General features: G+C 40.8%; 18 protein-coding genes and 1 tRNA gene. 6 read left to right on the top strand and 13 right to left on the bottom strand.

Annotated elements, in window-relative coordinates; genetic code table 11:
* Window positions 1-440: 440 nt before the first annotated feature.
* Together ACM0OT_RS07900 and ACM0OT_RS07895 are read left to right on the top strand one after the other, a co-directional pair.
* Entirely contained in the window at window positions 441-998 is a 558-nt protein-coding gene (locus ACM0OT_RS07900) for a hypothetical protein (protein WP_414563843.1), read from the top strand.
* A gap of 77 nt (window positions 999-1,075) precedes the next feature.
* Window positions 1,076-1,720: a DUF3318 domain-containing protein gene (locus tag ACM0OT_RS07895; RefSeq protein ID WP_414563842.1), complete on the top strand. Its 645-nt coding sequence runs from the start codon at window positions 1,076-1,078 to the stop codon at window positions 1,718-1,720.
* Between the two features lie 151 nt (window positions 1,721-1,871).
* On the opposite strand, the gene ACM0OT_RS07890 is transcribed toward ACM0OT_RS07895, so the two are convergent.
* Window positions 1,872-2,078, bottom strand: a complete 207-nt coding sequence (locus ACM0OT_RS07890; protein ID WP_414563960.1) for an esterase-like activity of phytase family protein — start codon at window positions 2,076-2,078, stop codon at window positions 1,872-1,874.
* A 303-nt stretch (window positions 2,079-2,381) separates the two neighbouring features.
* A complete protein-coding gene (locus ACM0OT_RS07885) occupies window positions 2,382-3,179 on the bottom strand; it encodes a 7-carboxy-7-deazaguanine synthase QueE (protein WP_414563841.1) in 798 nt (265 codons plus the stop codon).
* Window positions 3,180-3,376: 197 nt separating this feature from the next.
* Between ACM0OT_RS07885 and ACM0OT_RS07880 the strand changes: the two genes are divergently transcribed.
* The gene (locus ACM0OT_RS07880; RefSeq protein ID WP_414563840.1) at window positions 3,377-4,426 is read left to right on the top strand and encodes an anti-sigma factor antagonist; all 1,050 of its coding nucleotides are present in this window, start codon (window positions 3,377-3,379) and stop codon (window positions 4,424-4,426) included.
* Between the two features lie 222 nt (window positions 4,427-4,648).
* On the opposite strand, the gene ACM0OT_RS07875 is transcribed toward ACM0OT_RS07880, so the two are convergent.
* The 9 genes from ACM0OT_RS07875 to ACM0OT_RS07835 form a co-directional block, all read right to left on the bottom strand.
* Entirely contained in the window at window positions 4,649-4,909 is a 261-nt protein-coding gene (locus ACM0OT_RS07875) for a Txe/YoeB family addiction module toxin (RefSeq protein ID WP_414563839.1), read from the bottom strand.
* The gene (locus ACM0OT_RS07870; RefSeq protein ID WP_414563838.1) at window positions 4,890-5,141 is read right to left on the bottom strand and encodes a hypothetical protein; all 252 of its coding nucleotides are present in this window, start codon (window positions 5,139-5,141) and stop codon (window positions 4,890-4,892) included. Before ACM0OT_RS07870 ends, ACM0OT_RS07875 begins: the two co-directional genes overlap by 20 nt.
* A 442-nt stretch (window positions 5,142-5,583) precedes the next feature.
* The gene (locus ACM0OT_RS07865) at window positions 5,584-6,993 is read right to left on the bottom strand and encodes a ferredoxin:protochlorophyllide reductase (ATP-dependent) subunit N (protein WP_414542523.1); all 1,410 of its coding nucleotides are present in this window, start codon (window positions 6,991-6,993) and stop codon (window positions 5,584-5,586) included.
* Window positions 6,994-7,134: 141 nt separating this feature from the next.
* Window positions 7,135-7,893, bottom strand: coding sequence for a DUF5331 domain-containing protein (locus ACM0OT_RS07860; RefSeq protein WP_414563837.1), 759 nt, complete (start codon window positions 7,891-7,893; stop codon window positions 7,135-7,137).
* A 30-nt stretch (window positions 7,894-7,923) separates the two neighbouring features.
* Entirely contained in the window at window positions 7,924-8,790 is an 867-nt protein-coding gene (gene bchL, locus ACM0OT_RS07855; protein WP_414542525.1) for a ferredoxin:protochlorophyllide reductase (ATP-dependent) iron-sulfur ATP-binding protein, read from the bottom strand.
* 608 nt (window positions 8,791-9,398) lie between these two features.
* Window positions 9,399-9,650, bottom strand: coding sequence for a TIGR02450 family Trp-rich protein (locus ACM0OT_RS07850; RefSeq protein ID WP_414563836.1), 252 nt, complete (start codon window positions 9,648-9,650; stop codon window positions 9,399-9,401).
* Window positions 9,651-9,815: 165 nt separating this feature from the next.
* Window positions 9,816-10,199, bottom strand: coding sequence for a hypothetical protein (locus ACM0OT_RS07845; protein ID WP_414563835.1), 384 nt, complete (start codon window positions 10,197-10,199; stop codon window positions 9,816-9,818).
* 36 nt (window positions 10,200-10,235) lie between these two features.
* Entirely contained in the window at window positions 10,236-11,372 is a 1,137-nt protein-coding gene (locus ACM0OT_RS07840) for a saccharopine dehydrogenase family protein (RefSeq protein ID WP_414563834.1), read from the bottom strand.
* Window positions 11,373-11,531: 159 nt separating this feature from the next.
* On the bottom strand, window positions 11,532-12,158 hold the full coding sequence (locus tag ACM0OT_RS07835; RefSeq protein WP_414563959.1) for a J domain-containing protein: 627 nt from the start codon (window positions 12,156-12,158) through the stop codon (window positions 11,532-11,534).
* A 30-nt stretch (window positions 12,159-12,188) separates the two neighbouring features.
* Here ACM0OT_RS07835 and ACM0OT_RS07830 point away from each other — a divergent pair, with 30 nt between their 5' ends.
* From ACM0OT_RS07830 to ACM0OT_RS07820, 3 genes are all read left to right on the top strand, one after another.
* A complete protein-coding gene (locus ACM0OT_RS07830; protein WP_414563833.1) occupies window positions 12,189-13,286 on the top strand; it encodes a tocopherol cyclase family protein in 1,098 nt (365 codons plus the stop codon).
* Between the two features lie 33 nt (window positions 13,287-13,319).
* Window positions 13,320-13,393: transfer RNA gene (locus ACM0OT_RS07825), tRNA-Arg, on the top strand.
* A gap of 183 nt (window positions 13,394-13,576) precedes the next feature.
* On the top strand, window positions 13,577-14,104 hold the full coding sequence (locus ACM0OT_RS07820; protein WP_414563832.1) for a YdcF family protein: 528 nt from the start codon (window positions 13,577-13,579) through the stop codon (window positions 14,102-14,104).
* An 85-nt stretch (window positions 14,105-14,189) separates the two neighbouring features.
* Here ACM0OT_RS07820 and ACM0OT_RS07815 read toward each other — a convergent pair whose 3' ends face one another.
* Entirely contained in the window at window positions 14,190-14,483 is a 294-nt protein-coding gene (locus tag ACM0OT_RS07815; protein WP_414563831.1) for a DUF2288 domain-containing protein, read from the bottom strand.
* A 128-nt stretch (window positions 14,484-14,611) separates the two neighbouring features.
* Complete coding sequence (locus tag ACM0OT_RS07810; RefSeq protein WP_414563830.1) at window positions 14,612-15,649, bottom strand: AI-2E family transporter; 1,038 nt, start codon at window positions 15,647-15,649, stop codon at window positions 14,612-14,614.
* Window positions 15,650-15,805 lie beyond the last annotated feature (156 nt).

The following is a 15,805-nucleotide window of genomic DNA, read 5'->3' as shown; positions in this document are numbered from 1 at the left end:
CTAATGTAAATTTACCTAAAATCAGTTCGTAGTCAGGACTTTAGTCCTGATTTGAGAACTAAAGTTCTCACTACAAACCTTTAATTATTTACCCTGTTCTACTTACCATCGTCATCCCATCGTTAGCCAGTTGAAATAAAAGATAATTTTTATTTTTACTGACCATTAATCATTAACTTATTTTGTTGCCAAATTATCTGCTTAAAATATTTATGCTTTTCTGATATTTTAACGACAATAAATATTAAAAATTTGGGACTACACCACTATCCTGATTTCAGGAAATCTGGACAAATCCAGCAAATACGCTCAACTATGGCACAAAAAGTTATTGCATACTTCTAAATGAGGAGAAGTAGCTACACCAACCTAAACACCTGACGTTAGCAGGTTAGACTAGTTTTGGTAATAGCCGCTCCACCGTTCTTTATGAGGCTTTTATGGGAGCTAATCTCAAACAAATTGCCAATTACTTAGACAAACTAGGTTGGGACTACCGTTTTGATGATGAAGAAGACCGGATTATCACAGGCGTGGAAGCTGATAATCTAGAAGATTTTCTCATAGTTGTCCAACTGGATGAAGAAGGCAAATTTTTTCGGGTATTTGCGCCCCAAGTTTTAGCAGGAGTGCAAAATCATCCTTACAAGGGGATTATTCTCCAGACGATGCTGGCCATTTCTTGGGAAACCAAAATGCTGCAATGGGAGTATGACCCGGCTGATGGCGAAATTCGTGCCATTATTGAGTTCCCCTTAGAAGACTCGATTCTCACAGAAAGACAATTTCATCGTTGTCTGAGGGGATTAATTCAGATTGTTGATAACATAGCCATACCTAGGCTCAAAGAAGTCATGGTAACTGGACAAGATCCGGGTAATTTAGAACTTGGAGAAAGAATGCTACTGAGTATCCAAGAAGAAGCTCCTGGTTTACTAGAGATTCTCGAAAAAGCGATGGCAGCTAGAAAAAAGCGGGGAAGTTTTCCCAACGAGTGAGGCGAATCATCACTTAAATAGCTATACTCCAAAGTGATACCCTGACTGTATACTGAAGTTTTCTAGGGCTGGATTTTATGACATCCTACGCAACCTCCTTTGCCAAGGCGGAAATGAGTGAACTCCGGCGGTTAAAAGGCTTACTACCGCCAGAATTGCAGAGCTGGGTCACGGTTGAAAGTACCACCGAGGTCAATCCACCCCTGATCCGCTGCGAAGAAATTGGTAAAGACCAGGTAGAAGTTCAAATAGACCTGGTGAAATGGGATGCTTTGGCGATGGATCAGCGCAATCTGCTTTTTTGGCATGAAGTCGCCCGCATTCAAAATGATTCTATTCCCAAAGATGGTTGGGAAATGGCAGCATTGGCTATTGGTTTAGGCGGTGCTGTCGGCGAATTGTGGGTACAAGATGGATTGTTACTGGTGTTAGCCTTGGCCCTGTGTGGTGTCTCAGGCTGGCGATTGTATCAAAAGAATAATGGCGAAAAGCAAATCAGAGAATTGCTCGATGCTGACGAGAAAGCGATCGCTTTAGCAACTCGTTTTGGTTATAGTCTCGCTAATGCCTACAAGAGTCTTGGTAGCGCCTTAAAAACCCTAATTGATAGCACTCCTAGCAAGCGTCAACGGTCTCGATATGAAGCCAGACTTTCGGCTCTTAAACGCAGTGCTAACAAAGCAAAAGCTAAATCTAGGACTACAGATGAGACTGGACTGTAGAACACAGACAATTGCTTGGGTGGGCAATACCCACCCCAAAAAATATTTAATTAATCTTTAATCTGGGATTGCTGTTTGAGCCACAAGGCGCTTAATCCCAACAAAATTATTCCCGCACTTGTCGTTGGTTCTAAGTTTCTAACTGATAGATTTATTGCACGGTACTTTCACCTAAGAGGTAGGGGGGAGGGAGCAGGGAGAGCAAGCCCTTGCCCCCTTGCCTTTTTTGACTATCAGCTTTTGTAGGAAAAAGATTATCTGGAGTGGTAAACGTTCTGAGAAAAGCCCCAGTAGGATTGAACTCGTAGACAGGTGGCCCATATTCATCAGCAACCGAGAAATTGCCATTGGGAGCGATCGCAAATCCTTCTGGGTCAGTTATCTAAATAAATCGATACTTTCACCAGGAATGGTGAGGCTATTAACAAAGGAAACAGCATGGGCAGAGTTTAAAGTCCCCGTAAGACTAACTACGGTTGTCATGAGTGAAATACTTAATCCGGAAATCCAACGCCTGGCTAAAATCATGTACAATCCCTAAAATTACTGATTTTCCTCAGCTTCAGGCTTCTGAATTAACAAAAGGTTAATCAAAGATTAAAGTAATTAAGGTAAAAATTTGATGAAATTCAATTGTTACTTGATGACAACTTTCCTGCTTTTACAGTTGATGTAGCATTTTATGGGTTTGAGGTACTACTCGGACATTGGGGATCAACTGCTTCATTAAAGCTTGCCATATCAAAACTTGATCTGGTGTAGGTGCAAGAATAGGTGTAGCTGTAAGTTGTTCAGCAGCAGCCAGAGGTGTGACAGGTTGTAAAAATACCGGAATATCGGGACTCACATTGGCTACTACAGCCGCAGCACGTTGCAATTCCGCCGAGTCTGTATCTTGAGAAATAATAATTTTTACAAAAATATCTAAATGTGAATTGAGACATAATTGTAAAAATTGTCCATGTTCTGACCAATAACTTTCGCCACTGACACTGGGTAATTTTAAATCCATGCCTACAGAGTCCAGGTAGGGTAAAATCATGGTCAACTGTTCTGGGCGATGTCCACCAGTTTCTAAGTATATAGGTAGATTTGTCAGCGATCGCACCTGGGGCAGAAATTCCTTTAAGAAAGCTGCATGAAGAAGGGGTTCGCCACCAGTTAAGCTAATGCTATCGTGTAGACAAGGTAAATTTTGCCGTTCAACCCATTCAATCAAAATGGGTAGTGGGACAGGATTCGAGTGGATTTCAAAGTCGCGTAAACCAGGCGATCGCTCTATCCGACAAGTAGCGGGTGCATTCCAAGTGTGGGCACTATCGCAAAAGTGGCAGCGCAAATCGCAGAAGGCAAAGCGAATAAAAATTTGACGTGTCCCGACATTTAGTCCTTCCCCTTGAATAGCAGAAAAGACCTCTATCAGGCGTGCGGTAGGTTGAACCTTAGTTTTAGCAGTCATGGGATAATAGCAACGCGATCGCGCTGCGTCGGTACAAAAGCAGGGATGTTTTTTACTTCTTGTTTATATTGTGAATCGTCGCTGGCAATCTCTGCTCTTATCTTCATTAACTAACTATTTAGTCTTTATGCTTACTGATTTAAGATGAGGTTAGGTAAATTGCTAGGACAAAATCATTTTTGGCAGCTTAAATTTACATGGCAACGAAAGTGCAGAGCTTCATGACTAGCCAACCCACACAGGTAGACTTTCCAGTTACTTCCTTAACGGAAACAGTAATAGTGCAGGTGCCAGCGCGATTAAGCGTTCTTGAGGCAATAGTCTTTAAGCAGACCTGCCAAAATTTAACTCAAGAAAATACACCTCCCAAACAAATCATTATTGATTTTCACCACACTGCTTTTATGGATAGTAGTGGTTTAGGCGCCCTGGTTAGTAATTACAAAAATGCCCAGGAAAAAGGAATTGCCTTGACTTTGCGGAATGTCACACCTCCGGTCATGGCAGTGCTAAACCTCACAGGATTAGATCAAGTTTTTACCATTGAGTCTAGCAGTGAAACCCTGCCAATAGAATCTCAAGACCTCACAGAAACCCCAAAAACTAATGCTCGTAAAGCCGAGCAACTACCCACCACTCATCCTTCTGTGGCATCCTGGATGAAACGGTTGATAGACATTGTGGGCGCACTCGTCGGTTTGGTAATTACAGGATTTTTATTTATTCCCATTGTAGTTACTATTCAAATAGATGATCCCGGCCCCATTTTCTTTGGTCAAATCCGCTGTGGTTGGATGGGAAAACGTTTTAAGATTTGGAAATTCCGCTCCATGTGTGTGGATGCTGAAGCAAAGAAAGCTTCAGTCAAAAACCAAGTCCAAGGAGCATTTTTCAAGAACGAGAATGATCCTAGAGTAACGAGTGTAGGTCGATTTTTACGGCGCACTAGCTTGGATGAATTGCCGCAATTTTGGAATGTACTCAAAGGAGATATGAGCTTAGTGGGTACTAGACCACCCACGCCTGATGAAGTAGAACGCTATGAAGTACCAGAATGGCAGCGCTTGGATGTTAAACCGGGTATGACTGGTGAATGGCAAGTCAATGGGCGGTCTAAGGTACGCAGTTTTGAAGATGTCATTCGTCTAGATTTGGAGTATCAAAAAAATTGGAGTTTACTATACGATTTGAAATTAATTTTCAAAACTGTAACTATTTTGTTTCATAAAAATAGTGGTGCTGTTTAGCTAATTACCTTAGTTTCTAATTTGTTGGTAACTTACAATCTTATTTCATCTTTGGCGATACCCAGGCTTTTTGTGAGCTTGGATATCGCTTTTTAACAGGCTTTCTCTGATTAAATATTAGACTTTTTACATAAATATTGTCGCGTTGTTGAGGATGTTATGAAAAGCTCGCGCAAAGACGCAAAGAAGAACGCAAAAATTAGGAATTTTGCAAGAGGTGTATTAGTCATAATGATATTTACAAGACAAAATAATTAATAAATCTTCCTCTACTCTGTAAACTAATCTATGTTCATCTGAAATACGTCTTGACCAGTAACCTTGAAGTTCATATTTCAATGCTTCTGGTTTACCTATACCTGAAAAAGCATCTCTCTGTATATCTTTAATTAATGCCAATATTTTTTTGAAAATTTTTTTGTCTTCTGTCGCCCATTGAATAAATTCTTCAAAAGCTTCTGGTTCAAATGCAATCTTTTTCATATTCATCTAAATCAACATATATTAAATTTCCTTTTTCTACGTTTTCTAAAGCTTTGAGTAAATGTTGTTTGTTAGCTTCTGATTTTAGAAGATAGGTAGTTTCATCTTCTTCAGTAGGTGCTTCTACTAGCACAATCACTTCTACTACTGCACCTTCTGGTAATTCTGTTGTAGACAGTTCAATTTTGCCATCTTTACCTACAATCGTTTTTTGTTTAATTCCACTAAGCATAATTACTATTAGCTCTCATATTTTCTTTAATTTCACTATATCTGATTCGTTTGGTGTTTGAGCGATCGCTCTTTTTAACTAACCACAGAGTCACAGAGAACACAGAGAAAAAATACCAGTTGATGAGACATACTCAAATCGCCGATTTGAATCTTACCAGACAGAAATCCAAGCGATCGCACAACTAGGAATCAGTTTCCACGACTGGCTAAAACTTACTCCATCCACAGAAATGAAACCAGACGGCGCTGAATTAATGTATATAATGCCTTCTCAACCCCTAGATCTGACAACTTGAAACTTCTCTTGCTTGGCGTTCTACAGCCCTTACGGGCATCGCTGCGCGCGCGTGTCTTGGCGGTATGCACTGCGCGCACGCTACGCGAACGTAAAAAAAAGGCGAACACTTGTTCGCCCAATATTGCCGAAAAAAACCTAAAACTTAAATCTTCGCTTCTTCCCTGACCAACTTATCCCAACCCAAATCCTTCAAATTATTATTCCGACGTAGCGGACGAGTCACCAACTCTAGAATGTCACGCGCATTAGTAAAACCGTGAATTTGAGCAAAAGTGAACTCCACCGACCACTTAGTATTTATTCCTCGTGCTTCCAATGGATTAGCATGAGCCATACCAGTAATTACTAAATCTGGCTTCGATTCATAAATCCGTTGCAGTTGATTGTAATTATCCGGCTTCTCCACAATCTTCGGTAGGGGTACACCCATTTCGTGACAAGTCTTTTCTAACAGCGCCAACTCAGCAGCTTGATAGCGCTTATCCATGTAAGGAATGCCGATTTCTTGAACTATCATTCCACAGCGTACTAAGAACCGCGCTTGGGAGATTTCCAACAAGTTATCACCCATGAAAAACACAGACTTACCGCGAATCAGTTTCACATACTCTTCTAAACCTTCCCAAATTTGCGCCTCACGCTCATCCAATCCTTTGGGAGTAATACCAAACACAGAGCAGATTTTCTCAATCCAAGCGCGAGTACCATCAGGGCCAATGGGGAACGGTGCGCCAATGAGTTTACACTTGCGGCGACGCATTAAAGTAGTTGCAGTGCGGCTGAGGAAGGGATTCACACCAGCAACATAATATCCTTCTTCAATCACAGGCAGTTCGGTGAAGCGCTTCGCCGGTAACCAACCAGAAACTTTAACGCCGTGTTTTTTCAGTTCTAAGGTTAACTGCGTAACCACAGGATCAGGTAAAGAACCGAAGAGAACCAGGGGTGGATGATCTATATACTCAGATTCATCTTGCACAACTTCTTCTTTCTTTTTACCGAAGTTGAGCAGCTTTTGAATAGCATTGCGATCGCTCTTTTCTGTTTCTGTTTCCGCCGCAGGGGCATGAGTAGGACAGCGATTAGCCATTGCAGCCAAAACGGTATCTTCACCCTGGGTAAAGGCGTAATCTAGACCATTTGCGCGGGCAACAACGATGGGTATACCAATATCTGATTCCAGCTTTGGTGCTAAACCTTCCAAGTCAGTTTTAATAATTTCGGTGGTGCAGGTACCAATCCAGACGATAACGCTAGGGTTGCGATCGCGCTTAATTTGTAGACACAACCGCTTTAATTCATCATAATCATTCAGCTGTGCCGAAATATCTCCCTCTTCCAACTCTGCCATTGCATAGCGAGGTTCAGCAAAAATCATTACCCCCATCGCATTTTGCAGGAAGTACCCGCAAGTCTTGGTGCCAATCACCAAAAAGAAGCTATCTTCGATTTTTTGGTACAACCACGCCACGCAGCTAATGGGGCAAAAGGTGTGGTAATTACCAGTTTCACACTCAAAGTTTAAAGCTTCTGGTTGTTGAGCGATAGTCATTTTAATTTTTCTCCCCTTGTTATTTAACGGCAGGTGAATATAGGGCAGGCATCAGGGGGAGATCATTTACCCCCTGATTACCGTAGTTTGTGGCACATGTCACCGGTCAGCAATCCCTACATTCAACAGGAACGGCAATCATTAAGCATTGGGGAAGAGACGGGCAATCTCTGATTCATCAAAAACTCCAGACGGCAGTTCTTCCCCTAAAAAATCGTTATTTTCTTCACTCTTTTGCAATGCGGTTTCATCGCCCCAGACATCTGACAATACGTCACGAAACGCATTCTCGTCAGGTGTATTCAGATCATCAAGCATTTGCTCATTCAGCTTTTCCTCGGTTGCAATTGGTGCTTCAAAGGAAATATCACCAAAATCGTCTACTTCGGAACTAGGCTGTTGGTGCGACTCATCGTTGGCGTGACCATGAGATGAGGAAATGTCACCCAGGCCATTTTGGCTTTCCTGGGATGCGCCCAATACTAGGGTTTGCAGATCAGAATCCATCCCAAAGCCATTGGTGTGAGAAATCGCCAAAGTTTCATCTTCGGAGTTTTCATCCATGCCCACTTGTGACTCGTATTCATTAATCTCTTCTGTTACCACTGGAGGAATGAAACGGTTACCAAGAGCAATGTCTGGGTCAAAATGCAAATCCAGCACTTCAATCAAGGTATCGGCGTCAGGATTTAATCTGGAAAAAGGCATCATTAACTGCGCTAACTTAGGTTCCAGCGCGTTGACAACGCCCAGGATGAGGTATGAAGGTGGTCGCTTCCCGCCGTCCGGGGTGTACACTGATTCCGATTTCATATGCAGCGTAATCCATTCATGGTTGGCCTGGAAAAACTGCAACCACTTCTGTCTTATTGAATCTGTAAAGCTATTAAAGAAAGCCATATTGCTCCTCATCCCGAAAACTAGATGATGTTATACAATCATCAAGTCTAGTTCCTCTTCCGAATTAGGAACCTGGGGTTTACCCGGATTTAGATAAAAATCGGACAACAAAGAGAACAATTCACGATCTGGTGAGTCGTTTGGCACTACTCCTTCAGGACGTGCCAGAATTTGGTCAGCAATGTTGAGATAATAATCACAAACGTAGCTCAGAGATGGGTCAGACTCAGCCATCTCAAACAAAGTTTTACCCTTGACGCGGGAAACACGGATGTCTTCAATTAAAGGTAATACTTCCAAAACTGGCATGGGGACGGCTTCTATGTATTTGTCGATCAAGTCGCGCTTAGAAGTACGGTTGCCAATTAAACCAGCGAGACGCAGTGGGTGAGTCCGAGCTTTTTCCCGCACTGATGCAGCAATTCGATTGGCAGCAAACAAAGCATCAAAGCCATTGTCAGTAACAATCATGCAGTAATCTGCATAGTTGAGTGGTGCTGCAAAACCACCACAAACAACGTCACCAAGTACGTCAAACAAAATAACGTCGTACTCATCAAAGGCGTTAAGCTCTTTCAGTAATTTTACTGTTTCGCCAACTACGTAGCCGCCACATCCAGCACCCGCAGGTGGACCACCAGCTTCTACGCAATCTACACCACCAAAGCCTTTGTAAATTACGTCTTCTGGCCAAACGTCTTCGTAGTGGTAGTCCTTTTCTTGAAGAGTATCAATAATTGTCGGAATTAAAAACCCAGTGAGTGTGAAGGTGCTGTCATGTTTGGGGTCACAACCAATTTGCAAGACTTTTTTGCCGCGTTTGGCTAGGGCGACGGAGATATTACAGCTAGTTGTGGATTTACCAATACCACCTTTTCCGTAAACTGCTAGTTTCACTGTTGTTTGCCTCTTATAGTTCTTTGTCAAACTCGTGGATCAAGCTTTTGCCTTCACCTAACCTGCGATGGCGATGTGCGAAGTCTGTGATTGTCATTATTGTCGAAATTACATAGAAAAGAAAGGGGGTTTAAATATGAAAAATGTATAAATTAAGAAATTTAAAGATTATTTTTACAATTGAATATAAAAATATAGTCAAAAAGCATAAATATGAATAAATAAACCTTAAATAGTTTATTTATATACTTTTTATATAAAAAAAGTTACAAAAGACAAAAATGCCGTATGTACTTTTGTATATAGTTTTGATCAATGTAAATTACTTTGAGCCAGGCTAATCCCAAGGTAAATGGGCTACCTTGCAGATGCGAGACACAGAATAGTACTGCAATATGTCAATATAATGACCCTGATAAATAACTGAAAAGCATGTTATGTAAGCCTTTCGGCTTTTTAATTCCGCTGTGCAGTGATAGCCACCCAATACTGAATCTACTAATGTAAATTTCTACAACAGATGTATTGAAAGATGTAATTTAATGCAAAAACTATTTCAGGGTTTGAATTTCAGACTTTAGTAATTCGTTTGTAATAAATTATTAAATTTACACATCAGATGTTTGTGCTTCGATTTCTTGTAGTGATTGCCAGCCAGCTTGCCACTGGGAGTTATCTTGTAATAACTTGGCATTGAGCCAAAAGCGAACATTAGGGTCACAAGCAGCAACCATTTCGGCATAGACCCATTTACTCTGATTTTTGCGATTCACAACTTGGAAATGTCTCCAGCCGTCTACTTTTATTTGGGCTGTCCACTTAGAACCAACTAAATAAGGGAATTTCTGTTTTTTAGGCATAGGACATGAGGCATGGGGCATGATTGAACGCCCACATGATTAAATCTGACTTTCTCATTACAAATTAGTTCAGCCTGGGTTATAGCTGTGCTTACAGCCTTCATGCAGTCTTGGCCGAAGACGTATAGCTCATCTTGACGCGTAGCTTTACCAGAAAAGGCGTAATTAAGAATTAGTATAACTTAAGACTAAATCACCATTACGTGTATACTTATGGCAATACAATTTACCATCTTGCTCAATACATAAAGAAAACCATCGGATATGGCTCCAACAGGTGTTGATATTGTTGGTAATTTTACGTTTTTTTCTGTATAAACGTTGTTGTACAGATTCGTTGGGGCAAAGAATTTCTAATGTGCCTGTACCATCTTCATAATTTTCAATGCGAAATAGACAGTCTTGCAACATAGCACGACTGCTGCTATCAAAAAATCGCTTAAAGCGCTGCAACTTCTCTCCTTCGGTCATTTCGCTGATGCGCTTTACTTTTAAGACTTCTTCATCTTCAAAGTCCAAGTCATCATCAAAGTCATCGGGGTCAATCATTTTTAGTATTCGCTATCAGACTAGGGAGTAGGTAAATTAAATCTTGTCTGCATGTAGCGGTGGTTTTGACAACCAATCGTGATTCATTTCAATTCCTCGGCTGTGCATAGCTTGGATAAATAAATCTGTGGGTAGTACTTCCTCTACAGGTGCAACGCCTGGTTTTTTGAGTTTGCCTTCTAATAAAAGTTGGGCAATGCTACCTGTACCACAACCAGAAGCTACTGCTGTATTTTCATGTATTAAAGTTGAACAATAAACGGCTGTTGCACCATTTTTTTTCCCTGTAACTTCTGAACGGACTGCTACGCCAATCCCACTGAAATTGTTAGTAACATCTGTCATCGAATGACTAACACGAGACAAAAATTCAATCATGTAACGACGTTGCATTAACCATTTGGGAAAAACATGTGCGGCAATCCAAGTTAGGTGATTATAAAAATCGGGGATGGAACCAAACTTAGTAATTACACTTTGAACTGAAGGGAAGGTATGGGGCATGGTAAAAGTTTCTGGCATATCAAACCAGTAAACTCCACTTTGTTTATAGGGAGAAGGAAAATCAACGATTTCTCTTTCACTATAAGGCTTGACCATCTGCCATTTGCCATCTATCCAAGCTTCAAAAGGACGTTGCAATCCTAAAAAAGTTGTCCGCATGACTGTAACGCCAGCACCACCAGAACCTGATACTAAATAACTGAGATGGATTTTTTCTGGTTGATCGAATTGCTCGACGCACTGACGTACCATGCTGTTAGAAATTCCCGGAAAAATGCCAGTATTAATAATTGCTGTGACCCCAGCCGCCACTGCTTGTTCGTGATAATTTAGGGCTTTGCTGGTATAAGAACGGTGGTCACTGACATCTAGATAGTTAACACCTTGTTCTATGCAGATTTGGAGAACATTGGTATCTCGGTAGTGAAATGGTCCGGCACAGTGGATGACTAAATTAGAGTTAGCGATCGCCTCTCTTAATTTATCAATTTCTGCCAAGTCCAACATTAAAAACTCTACTTGCTCACCCAAAGAAGCGCTGACACTCCTACCTATCTCTGGGGAACGTCCAGTGATGGTAATTTGTGCCTGGGTATGGGTAGCTAGATCTTGGGCCACACTGCTACCAATGCGCCCTCTTCCACCAAGTATTAAAACGCGGTCTGTCATTACTCCAGTATAGGCAACACCATTTTTATTTCATCAGGTTTTTGTCCTAGTTGCCATCGGTTACAAGTATGACTTGCCTATCAATTCAAGTACGGCGGGAAAATTTGGGTAAGTTTTGGTTTGTTAATTCAGTCCATAGGAGGATGCCAAATGAATTTATCAAATAATTCTTTTGAATTTCCAAAAATTTTTGATTTTTCGACACCATGTTTTGATAAAAAATCCAGGTTTTGATCGGTATACCCGACTGGAGGTTGACGATGCTGAAGTTCTAATAGTTCTCCCGCCATGTTCTAACTCTTCAGCTTTTCTTAAATCAGAACTAGCTCGATATTCGTATCCTAATTGAGAACAGACAAAACCCCGATATTTGTAGGCTTCAATGTAGCGAGGATGGAGACGAATAGCTCTGGTAAAATCTGCGATCGCTTCTTCATATCTGCCACTAGAAGCATTCTCAACTCCCAAATTATAAAAAGTTTCTGCATCCCAACGATTAACGGATATATTGACTTGAGGTGGGGAAGCATGGCTTGGGGAAGTAGAACTAGGAGCAGATGAGTGTGTACTTTCAACAGTTGGCTGTTCAGACTTTAATTTGTTGTAAGCTACATTAATCTCTTTGATTTTTTCCTCGGCTTGCTGTTTTTGTTGCGGATCAGCAAAGCGATCAGGATGCCAAATTTTTACCAGCTTACGGTAAGCTTGCTTTACCTGTCCCTGGGATGCACCAGGTTTTAGTCCTAAAATTTCATAAGCATGATTGATATCGAGGTAATCGCGCATACTGTAAGCAATAGGCAACTATATACATCTATGTTAACTATTCCCGTAAATTTTCTTCAGTTTCAACAAACTCCACATAGTGGATACCATTGGGATGGCAGTAGTCGCCGCTTCTTTGAAGGTTGGTATTATCGTGTAACTTTGCCTGAATGTGGACAAACCTTCGCCTTTATGTACTCTATCGAAGACCCCATTGGTGGTCAATATTATAGCGGTGGTGCAGCCCAAGTTTTAGGGCCAAATGATGAATATATCTGCCGTACCTTTGGTGATGTCAACAAATTTTGGGGTAGTAGCGATCGCTTAGGGTTGGGTCATTGGGGTAAAACGGACCTCAACACCCAACCTTTGTATCTCCTTCCCGCAGAATTTGAACGCTATGTTCAAGAAGGTTATCAAGCTACAGCCACCTTAAATCAAGGCGAGATTCGTGACCCAGCCACGGGTAATTATTGCCGTTGGTTGTATGAAATTCAGCCAGTATACTACTGGGGTAATCAAAACAGCATTCAGCAATCAACCGCCGGTTGGTTATCTTTTTTGCAGATTTTTGAACCTGGATGGCAAATTTTGATGGCTCACGGCTGGGCCAGTGGCTGGATTGATTGGAATGGGAAAATTTATGAATTTACCAACGTTCCAGCTTACGGAGAGAAAAACTGGGGTGGTGCTTTTCCCCAAAAATGGTTTTGGATAAATTGTAATAGCTTTGATAACGAACCCGATTTGGCATTAACGGCTGGCGGTGGTAAGCGTGGTGTGTTGTGGTGGATGGAATCTGTGGCCATGATTGGCTTGCATTATCAAGGCAAGTTTTATGAGTTTGTTCCCTGGAACTCCAAAGTAGAGTGGGATATTCAGCCTTGGGGTAGATGGCAAATGCGCGCCAGAAACTTAAACTATGAGATTGAATTGACAGGAACTACACCTTTACCTGGGACGCCTCTACGGGCGCCTACAGCAAATGGTTTAGTCTTCTGTTGTCGGGATACGATGCAAGGCAGATTAGATTTAGAGTTACGAAAATTAAATGGCATAAGATCTCAAACAATCCTCAAAGCACACAGCGATCTTTGTGGCTTAGAAGTAGGCGGTGGTTCTTGGGATAATTCTTGGCACCATAGTTAAAACTGTTGCTATGATAGAATGTGCTTTATTGTTGGGGCTGTAGCTCAGTTGGATAGAGCGGTCGCCTCCTAAGCGACAGGCCGTGCGTTCGAGCCGCACCAGTCCCGTCTTCAGAAAAAAATTTAATTAAGAGCATTTCTATAAAAAATTTGTTCAAATTAAGGTAGATTTTGAATAAATCTGCTAACCTACATAGTTGTTTATCTTTTTTCATAGAAAATCTCGGACTCAGCAGACCTAACTATAGAGCCTTGAAGAATATATTGTTTACAGGTCACTCATTTCGGTTTATGGTTTTTGCCCTACCACTGCTGATGTGGTTGGGATATCAAGAATCGCAAAACGAGCATGTGCAACCCCAAGCAGTATTAGTCTTGGGTGGTTCTACGTCACATTTAGAAAGAGAGAAATTTACAGCCGATTTTGCGCGTGAGCATCCAAATTTACCAATTTGGATTTCTGGTGGTAGCCCACCTCAATCTACTCAAAATGTGTTTGCTAAGGCTGGAGTGGATACCAAACGCTTACATTTGGATTATGAAGCAGTTGATACTGTGACCAACTTCACTAGTTTGGTAGATGATTTGCAAGCTCGCGGTATTAAGAGTATTTATTTGGTGACGTCAGAGTTCCATATGCGCCGCGCTCGCGTGGTTGGTGAGATAGTTTTGGGTAGTCGGGGTATTTATTTTCAACCTGTACCAGTACCTTCAAACAACGCACATGAACCGGTGGAAAAGTCTATCCGTGATGGAGCGAGAGCTTTACTTTGGGTAGCTACTGGTTACACGGGTGCAGATCAGAGTAAAAACAGATAAGAGACTGGTACTGCGGCGGGGAAAGTAAAATTCACAAGTCAAAATTGCCTAACAGAGACGACCCCTTGGCCGTCTCTCATATATCTTAAGCTGCCATTTCTTGCACTAAGACATAGGGTTGGAGGATGAGTGTGTGAAATTTTTTAGTGCGATCGCTATTCCAGTTTCCCACTTGTGTGTTTGAAGGTTTAGCCATTAATTGCTGATCTATCCATTGTTGCACAGATGAAATATTATCACTAGCGATCGCTACTCCTACATCAAGCAAGTCTAGGTCTGATGCTACTACAATCACTGCGTCCCTTTGCACATGAGGAATTAGCCACTCCCACGCAGCTTCATCTAGATTGGTGCTTAGTTCTGTTCTTAAATCCGACATGATTACTCATCTTGATTCGTCTAGGGCCGATTTTACCACTTAGATAAATTTCTTTGGACTATTTTTTACCGCGGTTGTGTATTGAGATTTGCATAGCGAATAAGGGCATACAGAAAGAAATAGATATGCTAAACTTCGGCTTTCATTTCATCAATCTCAAACAAAGAAACAATTACTCCAGTAATGGGAATAGAGATAAAAATTCCTAGTAAGCCTGCTACTCTCGCACCAATTAATAAAGCAAAAAATACTACCACAGGATTAAGATTGAGCGCACCTTGCATAATTCGCGGTGCTAACAAGTTATCTTGAATTTGTTGGAGTATGATACATGCTGCTAATACTTTTAAGGCTAACCAGACATTTTGCGATAACACAATCAATGTAACTGCACCGACGCCTAATGTAGCTCCTATACCTGGAATGATATCTAGGATTCCTACTATTAAAGACAATAGTAATGTAAAAGGGACTCTTAATATTGAGAAAACGAGGAAAGTAGAACTTGTGAGAAATAATGTTAATAATAGCTGTCCTCTAAAAAATCCTAAAAAGTTGCGTCTAATTATATTAGTAAATTTATTACGTCGTTGTTGGGGAACTATTTTAATAAGCAGATGCCAAAGTTTTTCGCCATCCAAAAGCATAAAAAATGCTACGACTGCAATTAATATAAAAGTCACAAAATTAGTTAATATTTGTTGTAATATAGCTAAAATAGTCACTAAAGTTGAAATAGCTTGATTTCGCAATTGTTCTTCAATTATAGTTAAATCTATCTGCAAATTTCGATTACGTAGCAAGTGTTCAATTCTTTCTAATATAGGAATTAAAGAGCTTAAAAATACGGAAATACTATCGATTAATTGTTGTCCTTGAGATATCACCGCTAAACTTATGGTGATGATTAAACTACCAATAATAACTATACTAATTAAGAAAACTACAATCACTGCTATGCTGTGAGGGACAAAATGCCGCAGCCATTCTACAGGATAGCTGAGTAAAAAAGCTAAAATAGCAGCGAATGTGAAAATAACTATCACTGCTTCAAAGTAAGCTAAAAGCTGTGTAATTGCCCAACCAGAAGCTACCAATAGTAGAAAGCGGACTAATGCGGAATTATTCAATCTATCCCAAACATTTTTAGCTTTAAAGCCGCTCATATTAATTTTTAATTATTAATTAGAAGAATCAAAAAAAACCTGACGACATCAGGTTTTTGTACTTTACTCTGAGTAATAAAACAAAGTATTATTTACTAATTTGCGATCTTATACTTTTGAGGGACAGGGACAGTAGGCTTGAACTATACCTAGCAG

The organism is Anabaena sp. CCY 9613, assembly GCF_963920895.1.
In the GTDB taxonomy this organism is placed as follows: domain Bacteria; phylum Cyanobacteriota; class Cyanobacteriia; order Cyanobacteriales; family Nostocaceae; genus Cyanocohniella.
The sequence above is the reverse complement of the archived record's forward strand: the minus strand, read 5'-3'. Positions and strand labels throughout refer to the sequence as shown.

Coding starts and splice junctions, on each gene's coding strand:
- ACM0OT_RS07900 (WP_414563843.1), top strand. CDS start 441: ATGGGAGCTAATCTCAAACAAATTGCCAATTACTTAGACAAACTAGGT.
- ACM0OT_RS07895 (WP_414563842.1), top strand. CDS start 1,076: ATGACATCCTACGCAACCTCCTTTGCCAAGGCGGAAATGAGTGAACTC.
- ACM0OT_RS07885 (WP_414563841.1), bottom strand. CDS start 3,179: ATGACTGCTAAAACTAAGGTTCAACCTACCGCACGCCTGATAGAGGTC.
- ACM0OT_RS07880 (WP_414563840.1), top strand. CDS start 3,377: ATGGCAACGAAAGTGCAGAGCTTCATGACTAGCCAACCCACACAGGTA.
- ACM0OT_RS07875 (WP_414563839.1), bottom strand. CDS start 4,909: ATGAAAAAGATTGCATTTGAACCAGAAGCTTTTGAAGAATTTATTCAA.
- ACM0OT_RS07870 (WP_414563838.1), bottom strand. CDS start 5,141: ATGCTTAGTGGAATTAAACAAAAAACGATTGTAGGTAAAGATGGCAAA.
- ACM0OT_RS07865 (WP_414542523.1), bottom strand. CDS start 6,993: ATGACTATCGCTCAACAACCAGAAGCTTTAAACTTTGAGTGTGAAACT.
- ACM0OT_RS07860 (WP_414563837.1), bottom strand. CDS start 7,893: ATGGCTTTCTTTAATAGCTTTACAGATTCAATAAGACAGAAGTGGTTG.
- ACM0OT_RS07850 (WP_414563836.1), bottom strand. CDS start 9,650: ATGCCTAAAAAACAGAAATTCCCTTATTTAGTTGGTTCTAAGTGGACA.
- ACM0OT_RS07845 (WP_414563835.1), bottom strand. CDS start 10,199: ATGATTGACCCCGATGACTTTGATGATGACTTGGACTTTGAAGATGAA.
- ACM0OT_RS07840 (WP_414563834.1), bottom strand. CDS start 11,372: ATGACAGACCGCGTTTTAATACTTGGTGGAAGAGGGCGCATTGGTAGC.
- ACM0OT_RS07835 (WP_414563959.1), bottom strand. CDS start 12,158: ATGCGCGATTACCTCGATATCAATCATGCTTATGAAATTTTAGGACTA.
- ACM0OT_RS07830 (WP_414563833.1), top strand. CDS start 12,189: ATGTTAACTATTCCCGTAAATTTTCTTCAGTTTCAACAAACTCCACAT.
- ACM0OT_RS07820 (WP_414563832.1), top strand. CDS start 13,577: ATGGTTTTTGCCCTACCACTGCTGATGTGGTTGGGATATCAAGAATCG.
- ACM0OT_RS07815 (WP_414563831.1), bottom strand. CDS start 14,483: ATGTCGGATTTAAGAACAGAACTAAGCACCAATCTAGATGAAGCTGCG.
- ACM0OT_RS07810 (WP_414563830.1), bottom strand. CDS start 15,649: ATGAGCGGCTTTAAAGCTAAAAATGTTTGGGATAGATTGAATAATTCC.